Annotated in this window: 12 protein-coding genes, 1 tRNA gene and 1 pseudogene; 9 read left to right on the forward strand and 5 right to left on the reverse strand. The window is 73.3% G+C overall.

Annotated elements, in window-relative coordinates; translation table 11 throughout:
* Positions 1–95: 95 nt before the first annotated feature.
* Positions 96–1,277 (reverse strand): alcohol dehydrogenase catalytic domain-containing protein, encoded by a 1,182-nt coding sequence (locus tag IG63_RS0111425; protein ID WP_030484500.1) that lies wholly within the window; start codon positions 1,275–1,277, stop codon positions 96–98.
* 302 nt (positions 1,278–1,579) lie between these two features.
* Between IG63_RS0111425 and IG63_RS0111430 the strand changes: the two genes are divergently transcribed.
* Positions 1,580–2,443 (forward strand): sigma-70 family RNA polymerase sigma factor, encoded by an 864-nt coding sequence (locus tag IG63_RS0111430; protein ID WP_084597015.1) that lies wholly within the window; start codon positions 1,580–1,582, stop codon positions 2,441–2,443.
* 53 nt (positions 2,444–2,496) lie between these two features.
* Here IG63_RS0111430 and IG63_RS0111435 read toward each other — a convergent pair whose 3' ends face one another.
* The gene (locus tag IG63_RS0111435) at positions 2,497–3,336 is read right to left on the reverse strand and encodes an SDR family oxidoreductase (protein WP_030484502.1); all 840 of its coding nucleotides are present in this window, start codon (positions 3,334–3,336) and stop codon (positions 2,497–2,499) included.
* A 71-nt stretch (positions 3,337–3,407) separates the two neighbouring features.
* Positions 3,408–5,450, reverse strand: coding sequence for a catalase (locus IG63_RS20670; RefSeq protein ID WP_281174286.1), 2,043 nt, complete (start codon positions 5,448–5,450; stop codon positions 3,408–3,410).
* A gap of 345 nt (positions 5,451–5,795) precedes the next feature.
* Between IG63_RS20670 and IG63_RS0111445 the strand changes: the two genes are divergently transcribed.
* From IG63_RS0111445 to IG63_RS21535, 5 genes are all read left to right on the forward strand, one after another.
* A complete protein-coding gene (locus IG63_RS0111445; protein WP_051706625.1) occupies positions 5,796–6,506 on the forward strand; it encodes a GAF and ANTAR domain-containing protein in 711 nt (236 codons plus the stop codon).
* A gap of 103 nt (positions 6,507–6,609) precedes the next feature.
* A complete protein-coding gene (locus tag IG63_RS0111450; RefSeq protein WP_051706627.1) occupies positions 6,610–7,341 on the forward strand; it encodes a GAF and ANTAR domain-containing protein in 732 nt (243 codons plus the stop codon).
* A gap of 76 nt (positions 7,342–7,417) precedes the next feature.
* Positions 7,418–8,083, forward strand: a complete 666-nt coding sequence (locus IG63_RS0111455) for an endonuclease (protein WP_030484505.1) — start codon at positions 7,418–7,420, stop codon at positions 8,081–8,083.
* Positions 8,080–8,766: an HAD family hydrolase gene (locus IG63_RS0111460; protein ID WP_030484506.1), complete on the forward strand. Its 687-nt coding sequence runs from the start codon at positions 8,080–8,082 to the stop codon at positions 8,764–8,766. Before IG63_RS0111455 ends, IG63_RS0111460 begins: the two co-directional genes overlap by 4 nt.
* A gap of 229 nt (positions 8,767–8,995) precedes the next feature.
* Positions 8,996–10,009 (forward strand): aromatic acid exporter family protein, encoded by a 1,014-nt coding sequence (locus IG63_RS21535; protein WP_051706629.1) that lies wholly within the window; start codon positions 8,996–8,998, stop codon positions 10,007–10,009.
* Positions 10,010–10,056: 47 nt separating this feature from the next.
* On the opposite strand, the gene IG63_RS0111470 is transcribed toward IG63_RS21535, so the two are convergent.
* Both IG63_RS0111470 and IG63_RS0111475 read right to left on the reverse strand, forming a co-directional pair.
* Positions 10,057–10,329, reverse strand: a complete 273-nt coding sequence (locus tag IG63_RS0111470) for a DUF7218 family protein (protein ID WP_030484508.1) — start codon at positions 10,327–10,329, stop codon at positions 10,057–10,059.
* A gap of 70 nt (positions 10,330–10,399) precedes the next feature.
* Complete coding sequence (locus tag IG63_RS0111475) at positions 10,400–10,810, reverse strand: BLUF domain-containing protein (RefSeq protein WP_169741789.1); 411 nt, start codon at positions 10,808–10,810, stop codon at positions 10,400–10,402.
* 551 nt (positions 10,811–11,361) lie between these two features.
* On the opposite strand from IG63_RS0111475, the gene IG63_RS0111480 reads away from it, so the two are divergent.
* The 3 genes and pseudogenes from IG63_RS0111480 (at position 11,362) to IG63_RS23845 (ending at position 13,753) form a co-directional block, all read left to right on the forward strand.
* Positions 11,362–11,435: transfer RNA gene (locus tag IG63_RS0111480), tRNA-Pro, on the forward strand.
* An 896-nt stretch (positions 11,436–12,331) separates the two neighbouring features.
* Positions 12,332–12,601: pseudogene (locus tag IG63_RS23840) on the forward strand (GAF domain-containing protein); the annotation flags it as partial.
* Between the two features lie 141 nt (positions 12,602–12,742).
* Positions 12,743–13,753, forward strand: a complete 1,011-nt coding sequence (locus IG63_RS23845) for a sensor histidine kinase (RefSeq protein WP_342665958.1) — start codon at positions 12,743–12,745, stop codon at positions 13,751–13,753.

Below are 13,753 nucleotides of genomic sequence, written 5' to 3' on the forward strand. Positions count from 1 at the left end.
CGGGGCGCTGGGTGCCGAGGAGGCCATCATGGCCGTCCCCCGGTCGCGCCGTCGACGCCGGTGCAGCAGCCCCGCCACCAGGCCCACCACCAGGGCTACGGCGTGAAGACCACCTTGATCGTGCCGTCGGTCTTCTTCTGGAACTGCTCGTAGGCCTGCGGGGCCAGGTCGAGCGGCATCCGGTGGGTCGTGAAGCTCTCCGTGCCCAGCGGGTCGGCGTCGTCGAGCAGCAGCGGCATCAGGTCGTCGACCCAGCGCTTGACGTTGGCCTGGCCCATCCGCAGCTGCACTTGCTTGTCGAAGAGCGTGAGCATCGGCATCGGGTCGGCCTGGCCGCCGTAGACGCCGATCAGCGAGACGGTGCCGCCGCGGCGCACCGCGTCGATCGCCGTGTAGATCGCGCTCATCCGGTCGACGCCCGCCACGCTCATCACCTTGGCCGCGAGGCCGGACGGGAGCATGCCGAGCACCTTCTGCCCGGCCGCGGCGACGCGGGAGCCGTGCGCCTCCATGCCCACGGCGTCGACGACGGAGTCGGCGCCCCGGCCGGCGGTGCGCGAGCGCACCTCCTCGGCGACGTCGTCGACCTGCTGCAGGTCGATCACCTCGGCCCCGGCCGCCGCGGCACGGGCCAGGCGCTCGGGCACGAGGTCGACGGCGATGACCCGTCGGCCCTGGTGCAGCGCGATCCGCGTCGCCATCTCGCCGATCGGCCCGAGCCCCAGCACGAGGAGCGTGCCGCCGTCGGGCACGTCGGCGTACGCCACGGACTGCCAGGCTGTCGGCAGCACGTCGCTGAGGAAGAGGAAGCGGTCGTCGGGCGGACCCTCGGGCACCTTGATCGGCATGTACTGCGCCTGCGGGACGCGCAGGTACTCCGCCTGCGCCCCGGGCACCTCGCCGTAGAGCTTGCTGAAGCCGAAGAGGGCGGCACCCATCCCCTGCTCACGCACCTGGGTGGTCTCGCACTGGGTGGGCAGCCCCTGCGAGCACATCCAGCAGTGCCCGCAGCAGATCTGGAAGGGCAGCACCACCCGGTCGCCGACCTTGAGGTCGCCGGCCTCGGGACCGACCTCCTCCACGATGCCCATCGGCTCGTGGCCGAGCACGTCGCCGCGGCCCATGAAGGGGCCGAGCGTCTCGTAGAGGTGGAGGTCGGAGCCGCACAGGCCCGACGAGGTGATCTTGACGACGGCGTCGTTCGGCTGCTCGATGCGGGGGTCCGGCACCTGCTCGACGCGTACGTCGCGGACGCCCTGCCACGTGACTGCCTTCATGTGTTGCCAGCTCCTCGGGATCGGTGTCGCTGCGAAGGGCCCGGGATACCCGGACCCTCTCGCGCCATGCACCAGGACCCACCGGCCTCCGGCCACATGAGTTGGCGCGACCGGGGTACGAGCGAGGAAGGCCGGCCAGCAGAGACCGCCCTCGGGTGCTCTCGTTGAGACGAAGCGATCGCCCCACATTTTTCGTGCGCTGAAGCGACCGGCGCACTGCCTTCTCCGCGTCACCGACCGTCTCCGGGCCCAGTCCCGGCCGGACCCGGTCAGGCGCGGCACTGACCCCACAGGGGGTTCACATGACCATCGTGGCCACATCACCGACCCCGGACGCCGACCAGGCCTCCGCACCCTTCCCGGAGCAGGCCGAGGGCGCCTCGAGCGGACGCACCTCGACCGCCCGGCAGCTGCGCGACGAGCGCACTGCCGACTGCGTCCTGGAGCTGGCACAGTGCACCGATGCGCAGGAGGAGCAGCGCCTGCGCACCCGGCTGATCTACCTCAACATCCCCATGGCCACCGCGCTGGCCTCGCGCTACCGCAACCGCGGGCAGTCCGACGACGACCTCGAGCAGGTCGCCTACGTGGGGCTCTGCTCGGCGGCCCGGCGCTTCGACCCGGCCGTCGCCGACAGCTTCGCCAGCTACTGCGTGCCGACCGTGCTTGGTGAGCTGCGCCGGCACTTCCGCGACCGCGGCTGGGTGGTGCGCCCGCCCCGCCGGGTGCAGGAGGTGCAGATGCAGGTGCTGCGGGCCCAGAACGCGATGTCGGGCGACCTCGGGCGCGACCCGACCCCCGCGGAGCTCGCGGCCCACGTCGGGTCGCCCGTCGAGGACGTCGTCGAGGCCCTGGCCGTGCGCAGCTGCTACGTGCCGACCTCGCTCGACAAGCCGGTCGGCGGCGAGCACGACGCACCCTCGCTCAACGAGCTGCTGCCCGGTGCCGCCGACGGCAGTGCCGCGGCCGAGGCCCGGATGCTCCTGGGGCCGGCCGTGCGCGGCCTGGGCGAACGCGACCGGCGGATCCTGCGGATGCGCTTCTTCGACGACCTCACCCAGCGCGAGATCGCCGAGGACGTGGGGGTGACGCAGATGCAGGTCTCCCGCGTGCTGACCCGCATCTTCAGCGACCTGCGGACCGCCATCGGCGACCGCGAGGGCTGAGGACGGGCTGAGTCGCTCGGGGACCGGCCACATGGCCGGGCCCCGAGCCGCTCTCACAGGATCGGCTTGCCGCCCGTGACCGCCACCCGTGCGCCGGAGACGTAGCTGCCGTCGTCCGACCCGAGCAGCACGTAGACCGGCGCGAGCTCGGCGGGCTGGCCCGCGCGGCCCAACGGGGTGTTGTCGCCGAAGCTCTGGACCGCGTCCGGCGGCAGGGTCGCCGGGATCAGCGGCGTCCAGACCGGCCCCGGCGCCACGCTGTTGACGCGGATGCCCCGCGGGCCGAGCATCTGGGCCAGCGACGCGCAGAGGTTGGCGATCGCGGCCTTCGTGGCGGCGTACGGCGCGAGCGTGGGGTTGGGCGCGTCGGAGTTGACCGACGAGCTGCCGATGATCGAGGACCCCTCCCCCATGTGCGGCAGCGCCGCCTTGACCATGTGGAACATCGCGGAGACGTTGGTCGCCCAGGTGTGGTCCCACTCCTCGTCGCTGACGTCCTCGATGCTCTCGTGCGACATCTGGTAGGCCGCGTTGAGCACCAGCACGTCGATGCGACCGAGCTCCTCGACGGCCTTGGCCACCACGTCGCGACAGTGCTGCGGCTCGGCCAGGTCACCGGCCACCAGCACCGCCCGTCCCCCGGCCTCCTCGACGTGACGGGCGGTCTCGCGCGCGTCCTCGTGCTCCGAGAGGTAGGAGATGACGACGTCGGCCCCCTCGCGGGCGTAGGCGATGGCGACGGCGCGGCCGATGCCGCTGTCGGCGCCGGTCACCACCGTGGCCCGGCCCGGCATGCGGCCCGAGCCCCGGTAGGAGCTCTCCCCGCAGTCGGGCACGGGATCCATCGCGTGCTGGTCGCCCGGTGGGGTCTGCTGCTGGCGTGGCTGTGGCATGTCGGTCCTCTCGAGGAAGGGGTGGGACGGCCCGGTTACCCGCTCGGGGCCGGGCCATCCCGCCCCACCGCTCAGGCGCTGGGGCCGAAGCGCTCCCACACCCGGTGCGAGCCGAGGCTCTCGAGCACCCACGGCACCAGCTCCCCGGGAGCCGCGTCACGACGCATGCCGACCTGGCCGTCGCCGAGCACCGCGCGCACCAAGGCGGAGCCGGCGCCCCAGGCCCCGATCGCCTTCCCGTGCCGCCAGGCCTCCTGGAGCAGCACGTCGACGCGGGGGTCGCGTCCCTGTCCCGCCATCACGGGCTGGTCCGGGGCGACGGGCGCGGACCCCGCCACCAGCACAGCGTCGAGCTCGACCGAGCGCACGGTCGCGAAGGTGCGCTGCACCGCCACCGACCCGCCGAGCTTGCCGCCGACGGGCGCGACCACGAAGGGGACCACCTGGGCCGCGAGCAGGGCACGCCGCACCTCGTCGAGGGTGTCGAGGTCGGTCTCCTCGTCGGCCACGATGCCGACCATCCGGCCTGCCACGGGCCAGGTGCCGACGACCTGGGAGAGCGCCGGGCTGGAGGCCGCCCCCGGCGTCGCGGCGTCGAGGAGCGCCTGGTCGGCCGCCGGGACCTCGAGGCCCAGGCCCGCGGCCACCCGGGCGCACAGCTCGTCGTCGATCGCCGCGAGCGCGGCCAGCTGCCGCTGCTTGATGGCCTCCTCATAGCACTTGCCGAGCTCGAAGACGTAGGCCCCGACGATGTGCTCGCGCTCGATCGGGCTCATGCTCTGCCAGAACATCCGGGGCTGGCTCACGTGGTCGTCGTACGACGCCGGAGCACCCCGCACCTTGCGCGACTCCGGCACGACCGCCGCGGCCTCGACGAAGGCACGGTCGCCGGCGCCGGCGTGGAAGGGACACCCGCCGTCGAGGGAGTTGGGCTGGTACGGCGCCACGCCGCGGTGCACGCCCTGCTGCCCGTAGCCGTCGCGCAGCATGTCGTTGACCGGCACGTGCGGCCGGTTGATCGGCAGCTGCTTGAAGTTCGGCCCACCGAGCCTGGTCAGCTGGGTGTCGAGGTAGGAGAAGAGCCGCGCCTGGAGCAGCGGGTCGTCCGTGACGTCGATGCCGGGCACGAGGTGGCCGACGTGGAAGGCCACCTGCTCGGTCTCGGCGAAGTAGTTGGTCGGGTTGGCCGTGAGCGTCAGGCGGCCGAGCGGCTGCACCGCGGCGAGCTCCTCCGGCACCAGCTTGGTGGGGTCGAGCAGGTCGATGCCCTCGAAGGTCTGCGACGGGGCGTCGGGGAAGACCTGCACGCCGAGCTCCCACGAGGGGAAGGCGCCGGCCTCGATGGCGTCGGCGAGGTCGCGCCGGTGGAAGTCGGGGTCGATGCCCGCCAGCAGCTGCGCCTCCTCCCACACCAGCGAGTGCACGCCCAGCTCGGGCTTCCAGTGGAACTTGGCCAGGCACGTCGACCCGTCGGCCGCGACGAGCCGGAAGGTGTGGACGCCGAAGCCCTCCATCATCCGGTAGGAGCGCGGGATGCCGCGGTCCGACATGTTCCACAGCGTGTGGTGCTGCGCCTCGGTGTGCAGCGAGACGAAGTCCCAGAAGGTGTCGTGCGCGCTCTGCGCCTGCGGGATCTCCCGGTCTGGGTGCGGCTTGGCGGCGTGCACCACGTCGGGGAACTTGATGCCGTCCTGGATGAAGAAGACGGGGATGTTGTTGCCGACGAGGTCGAAGGTGCCCTCCTCGGTGTAGAACTTCGTGGCGAAGCCCCGCGTGTCGCGCACCGAGTCGGCCGAGCCGCGGCTGCCGAGCACCGTGCTGAAGCGCGTGAAGACCGGCGTCTCGACGCCCTCGGCCAGGAACCGCGACGAGCAGATCGCGTCGGCCGCGCCGTAGCCGACGAAGACGCCGTGCGCGGCGGCACCGCGGGCGTGGACCACACGCTCCGGGATGCGCTCGTGGTCGAAGTGGGTGATCTTCTCGCGCAGGTGGTGGTCCTGCAGCAGCGTCGGGCCGCGCTCCCCCGCCTTGAGCGAGTGGTCGGTGTCGTGCAGGCGCACGCCGTCGGCCGTGGTCAGGAACTCGCCCTGCTGGCCCCGCCCCCCGGCGGCCACGGTCGCCTCCCCACCCGCGGCGGTGCGCAGAGCCGGCTCCTGCTGGTCGTCCTTCGGCGGCAGCGGCGCGCGGGGCGTGGTGGGCTCCTCCAGCGACGCGGCTCGGGAGCCGGAGCCCCGGGCACGGGCGGCTCGAGCAGCTCGGCCGCCTTGTCCTTGATGCGGCGCGCGGCCTTCTGCACGGCGTCGGCGGGTCCAGTCATGGTCGTGCCTCCTGAGGTCGGGGAGCCCCCGCGATACCCCCGGCGGTGCGGTGACATGCGCGACCGCAGGGGTGGCGCGCCGGGCCGCCTAGGATGGCGAGCGGGCCCGACCCCGGCCCTCACCACCAGATCGGAGGCCCTCGTGCTGTCACCCACTCCCGACCGTCCCTCCGCGACCGAGAAGGGTCTGGCCGGATGGCTCGCCGAGGTCGCCGAGGCGGGCTCCGGGAAGTTCGACGCCGACACGCTCGTGGCCCAGACGCTCAGCGTCATCAGTGCCGCCGACCACGTCAGCCTCACCGTCCGCGACGGCAGTGGCTACCGCTCGCTGGCGGCGTCCTCCGACCTCGCCGCCGACGCCGACGCGCTCCAGTACGACCTGCGCGAGGGTCCCTGCCTCGAGGCGGCCGAGGAGGGCGACTGGTACGTCAGCGGCGACGTCGCCCAGGACCCGCGCTGGCCCCGGTGGGGACCGAGAGCGGCACAGGCGGGGGTGGGCTCCCTGCTCAGCGCCCGGCTGGTCTCCGACGGGAAGCCCTTCGGTGCGCTCAACATGTACGCCGACCGGCCCGGCGCCTTCAGCGACCGGGACGACGTCGACCTCGCGCTGGTCTGGACGACCCACGCGGCGTACACGCTGGCGGCGGCGCGCGAGGTCGAGGGGCTCGAGACCGCGCTGGCCTCGCGGCACACCATCGGCATGGCGCAGGGCATCCTGATGGAGCGCTACGGGCTCGACGAGACCGGCTCCTTCCTGCTGCTGCGCCGGCTCTCCTCGCACAGCAACACCAAGCTTCGCGACCTGGCCGCCACGCTCGTGTCGACCGGGACGCTGCCCGACGTACCTCGCTGATCCGCGTCCCGCCCACCCGCCTGCGGGCGCGCGCCGGCGCTGGGTAGCATCGCGTCCGCGGTCGAGCCGACGCCGCTTCGGACCCCGGACGAAGGCACTCCCCATGCCCCCCGCGGACGACGCGCCCCTGCTCGCCCACCTCGCCTCCGCGCTCCACCACGAGCGCGACCACCAGGCTGCCCTTCGCACGGTCGTGACGCAGGCGGTCGTGGTGCTCCCCGACGCCGAGCACGTCAGCGTGACCGTGCGCGAGGGGCGCGGCTGGCGCACCGCCGAGTCGACCTCCGAGCTCGCCCTGCGGGTCGACGAGCTGCAGTACGCGCTCGAGGAGGGGCCGTGCGTCGACTCCACGATCGCCGGGCCGTGGCGCCGCAGCGGGGACCTCGCGCGCGACGACCGGTGGCCGGCGTGGGCGCCCCGGGCGGCCGGGCTCGGCGTGGGGTCGCTCGTCAGCGTCGGGCTGAGCGACGGGAGGCGCCCCTTCGGCGCCGTCAACCTCTACGCCACCCGGACCGGGAGGTTCGTCGACCCGCGTCACGTGGAGCGCACCGCGCTGTGGGCCACCCACGTCTCCGCCGCGCTGTGCGCCGTGGAGGAGGTGTCCGGGCTGCGCGCGGCGATGGCCTCACGCCACGCCATCGGCGTCGCCCAGGGGCTGCTCATGGCGCGCTACGACCTCGACCAGGAGCAGGCCTTCCGCCTGCTGTGCCGGCTCTCGTCGCACCGCAACCAGAAGGTCCGCGACCTCGCGGTCCACATCGCCGCCACCCGTGAGCTCCCCGACTCCGACGAGTCGCTGGTGACGGCGCCACCGTCGCCGTCACCCGAGGACTGAGGGGCGTCACGCCCGCCGCCCGCACCTGCGGGCCGCGCCGAGGCCTCGACCACGCCCGGCTGGGTATCGGCTGACCATGGCGACGCGACGAGTCCAGACCGTGGTCGAGGTGGCGCTCCACCGGCACGGCCGCACGCTCGCCGAGGAGGCGGGCATCACCCTGCGGGACACCCCGGCACCGCTGTGGCAGCTGCTCGTGCTCAGCCTGCTGCTCTCGGCCCGGATCCGCTCCTCGATCGCCGTCACGACGGCCCGGGAGCTCTTCCGCGACGGCTGCCGCACCCCGGCGGGCACCGCCGGGACCACCTGGCAGCAACGGGTCGACGCCCTGGGCCGCGGGGGCTACCGCCGCTACGACGAGCGCACCTCCACCCAGCTCGGCGAGCTGGCGCAGCGCGTGCTGGGCGACCACGGCGGCGACCTGCGCCGGATGCGCGACCGGGCGGGCTCCGTGCGGAGCCTGGAGGAGTCGCTGCGGTCCTTCACCGGCATCGGGCCCGCCGGCGCCGCGATCTTCTGCCGGGAGGTGCAGGGGGTGTGGCCGCAGGTGGCGCCGTACGTCGACGACCTGGTCGCCGAGGGAGCCCGTCGGCTCGGGCTGCCCGACTCCCCCGCGGGGCTGAGCGGACTGGTGCCACCCGAGGACCTGCCCCGGCTCGCGGCGGCGTGCGTCCGAGCGGCGCGCGACGAGGCCGTGGTCGACGACGTGCGCACCGCCACGGCTGGTAGGAACGACGCGTGACCTCCTCCGAGACCGCCGTCCTGCTCGACATCGACGGCACGCTCGTCGACTCCACCTACCACCACGCGCTCGCCTGGCAGCGGGCCTTCGGCGGCGTCGGCCTCGACGTGCCGCTGTGGCGCATCCACCGCACGGTCGGCATGGGCGGCGACAAGCTCGTCGCCGCCGTGACCGGCGACGAGGTGGAGCGGCGCCACGGCGACGAGCTGCGCGACCGCTGGCGCGAGCTGTACGCCGAGATGCGCCACGAGGTCACCGCCCTGCCCGGCGCCGCCGACCTCGTCCGCGACCTCGACTCCCGCGGTCACGTCGTCGCGCTGGCGTCCTCCGGCGACCCGCAGTTCGCGCAGGAGGCGGTCGCGCTGCTCGGCGTCGAGGACCAGGTGCAGGCGCTGACCACGACCGACGACGCCGAGGAGTCCAAGCCGCACCCCTCACTCGTCGAGGAGACGCTGCGGCGGCTGCCTGGCACACGCCGCGCGGTGCTGGTCGGGGACACGCCGTACGACGTGGAGTCGGCGGCCCATGCCGGCCTGGCCTGCGTCGGCCTGCTCTGCGGCGGCTACAGCCGCGCCGAGCTCGAGGAGGCCGGCGCGGTCCTCGTCGTGGAGTCGCCGGGCGACCTCGTGGGGCTCGACTGGGACCAGCACCTGCGACCGGTCGGCGGCTCCTCCAACGGGTGAGCCCTCGCCCGCATGAACGACGCAGCGGCGGGCACACGAGTGGCACTCCGGGGGCCGAGCCGGCTCGGTACCCGGTCGAGGCCCCGGTTGTTCAGCCACGTGCGGCCGGGGCCGCCAGACCTACCGCACCTCTCGATCGCGCCCAGGAGGACGCGTGTCGGCTGCACCTCCCCGCGCGTTGCGGCGGCGCCTGCGGGACGCCCTGCCGCACCCGGGATGGCGTGGACCGGTGCTGCTGCGCGCGGTCGACGCCGCGCTCGCGGCGTCCATCGCCTGGCTGCTGGTCCAGCCCCTCGGGGGGCTGAGCGACCGGTACCCCTACCTCGCGCCTCTCGGAGCGGTCATCACCGTCTCGGAGTCGGTGGCGGCCTCGGCGCGGGAGGGCGCCGCCGTGATCCGCAACCTGGTGCTGGGGGCCCTGCTCGGGACGGCCGTGCTGCAAGCGGGCCTGCCGATGACGCTGGCGCTCGCCGTCGTGATCGGGGTCGGCACGCTGCTGCAGGGCTTCCGCCCGGTGGCACGGGGCTCCTCCTGGATCTCCTACAGCGCCGTCTTCGTCCTCGTGGTCGGGAGCGAGGATCCGCTCGGGTACGGCCTCGCCTACGCCGGCCTGACCTCGCTGGGCGCCCTGGTCGCCCTGGGCGTCATGACGGCGCTGCCGCCGCTGCTGGTCGGGTCGGGCTCCCAGGTCATCGCCGAGGCCGGCGACGTCCTGGGAGGTCAGCTCGACGACCTGGCCGAGGGACTGGCGCACGACGAGGCACTCACCGAGGATGAGTGGCTGCCCCGGCGGCACGCGCTCGCCCCGGAGTGGCGACACCTCAGCGACACGGTACAGGCGGCAGCGCTGGCGAGACGAGGCAACTGGCGGGCCGCCTGGTGGTCGTCACGGGCCGAGCAGCAGGAGCGGTTGGCGCACCTGGTCGAGGGCACCTTCCCGCTCGTGCAGCACCTGGTGCTGCTGCTCACTCACGACGAGCGGGCCGACCGTACCTCCCTCGCGCTCGGCCCGGAGCTGCGGCCCGTCACCGCCACCGTGCTCCGCGCCTGGGCCGACCTCGTCCGCGTGGCGACCAGGGGCGACGACCTGGGCGAGGCTACGGCCCATCTCTCCAGCTGCCTCGACCAGCTCGCCGAGCGGCTGCGGACGGCCCGTCGCTCGACGGACGCCGACACCTTCACCGCCGGCGCCGTCGTCAGCACCGTGCGCCGGGGTCTCGACCTGCTGACCGGTGCCGCCTGAGACGACTCCCCCGGGCTCGGGACGACGTGCGACTGCGCAGCAGGCCCTCAGCGGTCTCGCAGCGCCTCGACCAGCTCGTCCTTGGTCATGGTCGAGCGGCCCTCGACGTCGAGCTCGCGGGCCCGCTGCATCAGGTCCTGCTTGCTCCACTCGTCGTACGACGGCGACGAGCCGCCCTTGCGACCCACCGCGCTGCGCGAGCTGTTGGCGGCCGCGTTGGCGATCCTGGCGGCCTTCTCCTTGCTCGCTCCGTCGCGGCGCAGGGCCTCGTAGGTCTTGTCGTCCTTGACCGACGGTCCGGGCGTCTTCTTCTCGGGCACGGAGGGCTCCTCGACTGGCAGGGAGTGTCGCCGTGGACTTACCCGCGTCGACGCGCCGCCATGCGCGGGCTCACCGCATCCGGTCCCGGAAGACCCGGTGGAAGACACCCGCGCGGCCGAGGTGCTCGGCCAGCCGCTCACGCTCGGTCGGGGCTGCCAGGAAGTCGCTGTAGCCGGGCACCGCAGCCGCCTCGTCGCGGGTGAGCTCCTCGAAGCCCATCGACCAGTCGCCGAAGGCGCGCTCCTCCACCTCCTCGCGCAGCGCCACGATGACGTCGCGGTGGCGCGGGTCGGCGGAGATCCGCACGAAGGCGTGGTCCACGTCCGTGGCCGGCCCCTCGAGGGTCTGCACGAAGTGCCCGCCGGCGAAGAGCAGCATGCCGCTGAGCCCCTGCGCGTGGTTGTTGCGGCGCGACACCTCCAGCAGCTCCCGCAGCGCGGGCTCGTCGAAGTCGACGGTGGCGGTGCTCAGGTAGGTCAACGAGATCACAGGATCGCTCTCCCTCGGTGTGCGCGGCGATCCACTCGCGAGTACCCCGTCCGTCCCGGTCCACTAGCAGCGGCGCCCCCGGCTGGGCAGAGGGTCCGGCGAGCGGTCTAGTCGTCGCGACCGAGCGCCGTGAGATCGGCGCCGACACGTCCTACTCTTCTGCTCGACGCCCTCGCCCGGGGCGTCGGACACCACGGGGGATCTGCACATGCACTCGAGCCTGCCACCAGCACGACCTGCGGCCTTCGCGCTCCTGGCGCGCTCGGTGCTGCGGCTCCGCTAGGCGGTCCTCAACCACGAGACCTCCTCGCCGCAGGAGCGCCTCGGGCCACCTCAGACGGTGCCGGCACACGTCCCGTGCCCACCGTTGCTGGTCCGGAGCCACCGCGCAGCGGGGGGCAACGGGCCCGCGTCGCCATCCCCTCCACATGTGTGGCGGCGCGGGTCTCCGTGGTGCCCCGTCCGCACTCCCCCGGTGACAGCGGGCGCGGACGGTTGCGGTAGTCTCGCCGAGGCTCCGACGCCGAGAGGCACGGTGCCATCGGGCTGTGGCGCAGCTTGGTAGCGCACTTGACTGGGGGTCAAGGGGTCGCAGGTTCAAATCCTGTCAGCCCGACCGAGAAACCGCAGGTCAGAGGCCAGTTCACCGCTCGACGGTGACGGTCTCCGACCTGCGGTTAGTCATGTGACCACCAGTCCGACCACCACCTGGTCGTGATGGCGCGAGGGGGTGCACTCGCCCCAGGCCCTCGGTGACCACGTCCTGGAGGCGCTCGCGGCACGACGCAGCCGGCGGCCCGGCTCGCGACGACGATCAGCCCCGGTCGAGGAGCGCGGTGGCTGCAGCGTCGAACCGCGCAGGTGCCGTCCGAACGACGGGGGCGCAGCGTCACGCCGGGTCGGGCGAGCGGTAGGGGTGCAGGGCCTCCCCTCGTGCGAGGTCCTGCACTAGCCGAACAGCGCCGTCGCCTGGCCGATGTGCGCCGCGTCTCGACGAAGGAGAGTCGGCGCGCCCTGGTCACGGTCACACTCGGTCAGGGTGCTCGTCCCGACAGTCCGCGTGCCGCACAGGATGCGTCTCGCGAGTGCCCGAGGACCAAGCCCGGCGCTCTCGGAGCAGCGGGCTCCGAACCACCTGCGGAGGGGACCTGATGTCGGACGGTCGTTGGCAAGCCCTGAGGCACCTCGACGCCGCCTCCGTGCCCGACGAGGGCACGGTGCGGTTGCGGCACGGAGGTGGGGGCGCCACGGGCGCATCCTCCCTCGCCCTGGCAGGTGCACGGTGATCGCGGCTCCGCCGTCCTCCGACGGTGGTTCCTTTAGCTTCGAGGATCCCCAGCTCGCGTTGGCCGAGCCAGGACGGCTGGAGCTGCTGCGCAACACCGGGCTGCTGCAGGCCCGCCACCGCCCCGCGCTCGACGTGGTCACCCGGCTCGCCGCCAACCTCACCGGCGCGACGGCTGCCGTGGCGTTGGTCGAGGTCGACCGCCAGGTCTTCCCCAGCCTCCAGGGCCCCGAGGGCGGGCCACAGAACGCGCCGACTCGCCGATCTCGCACTCGCTGTGCCAGTACGTGGTCGCCAACGACGACGTGCTCGTGGTCGAGGACGCGCGGGCCCACCCGGTGCTCGCCTCCCACCTCGCGGTCACGCGGGACGACGTCGTCGCCTACGTCGGGATCCCGGTGCACGCCCCCACCGGGGAGACCCTGGGGGCGCTCTGCGTCTTCGACTCGGTCCCTCGCGAGTGGACCCGGGACCAGGTCGCCGCGCTGCAGGACCTGGCGACCTCCGTCGACACGAAGATCGCCCTCCGGTTGGCCATGCGCCAGACACACCTGGACCACGAGCGTCTCGGCCGGGTCCTGGACGGCGCGGCCAACACCCTCATCATCACCACGGACGCCGCGGGGGTCGTCACCACGATGAACCCGACTGCCCAGGAGGCCTGCACCTCGGTCGTCGCTCCGAGGTTCGGGACGCTGACGCTCGACGACCTCGGGCTGGACGTCACCGCCCATGCGCCTGGTGGCGGGCTCGGAGAGGCTCGCTACTGGGTGCTGCGCTCGTCGACCGGCGAGTCGCGGATCATCTCCGTGCGCGTGAGCGCACTGCACGACAACCAGGGACGGATGGACGGCTACGTCATCATCGGCGACGACGTCAGCGCCCGTCGCAGGTCCGAGGCCGCGACCCGGGACGCCCTGGAGAAGCGGGCCGAGGCGGTGCGCCGTCTCGAAGCCCTCGAAGCCCAACGGCAGGACTTCATCGCCACCGCCAGTCACGAGCTGCGGACGCCGGTCACCAGCATCGTCGGGTACGCCGAGCTGCTGCTGGACCACGAGGGAGACAATCTCGACCGCGTCCAGACAGATCTGGTCAGGAAGGTGGACCGCAACGGCCGACGACTGCTCAACCTGGTGGAGGACCTGCTGACCCTGACCCGCATCGAGTCCCGGGAGGTGACGCTGGTCCGTCGGCCCACCGACCTCACCGAGCTCGCCCAACGCGCCTTCTACGACCTCATCATCCTCACGGCCGGCCGTGACCTGGACCTCCTCCTGGATCTCCCGCCCGACCCGTGCGTGGTCCCGGCAGACCCGACGCAGCTCGACCGAGCGCTGCAGAACGTCCTGATGAACGCCGCGAAGTTCACCCCTGACGGGGGGACCGTGGCGTTGGCGCTCGCCCCGGGCGAGGGATCGGCCCTCCTCCAGGTCACCGACACCGGGCCTGGGATCGCCGAGAGCGAGCTCGAGGCCGTCCTCCAGCCGTTCTACCGCACGCAGGAGGCCCAGATGAACGCCGTTCCAGGGTCCGGCATCGGACTCACGGTCGCCGACCGCGTGCTGCGCGCCCACGGTGGGGACGTCCGGATCACCTCCACCCCGGGAAGCGGCACCACGGTGTCGCTGGCCGTCCCGCGGGAGCACTGA

This window comes from Nocardioides aequoreus, from assembly GCF_000720335.1.
Taxonomy (GTDB): domain Bacteria; phylum Actinomycetota; class Actinomycetes; order Propionibacteriales; family Nocardioidaceae; genus Marmoricola; species Marmoricola aequoreus.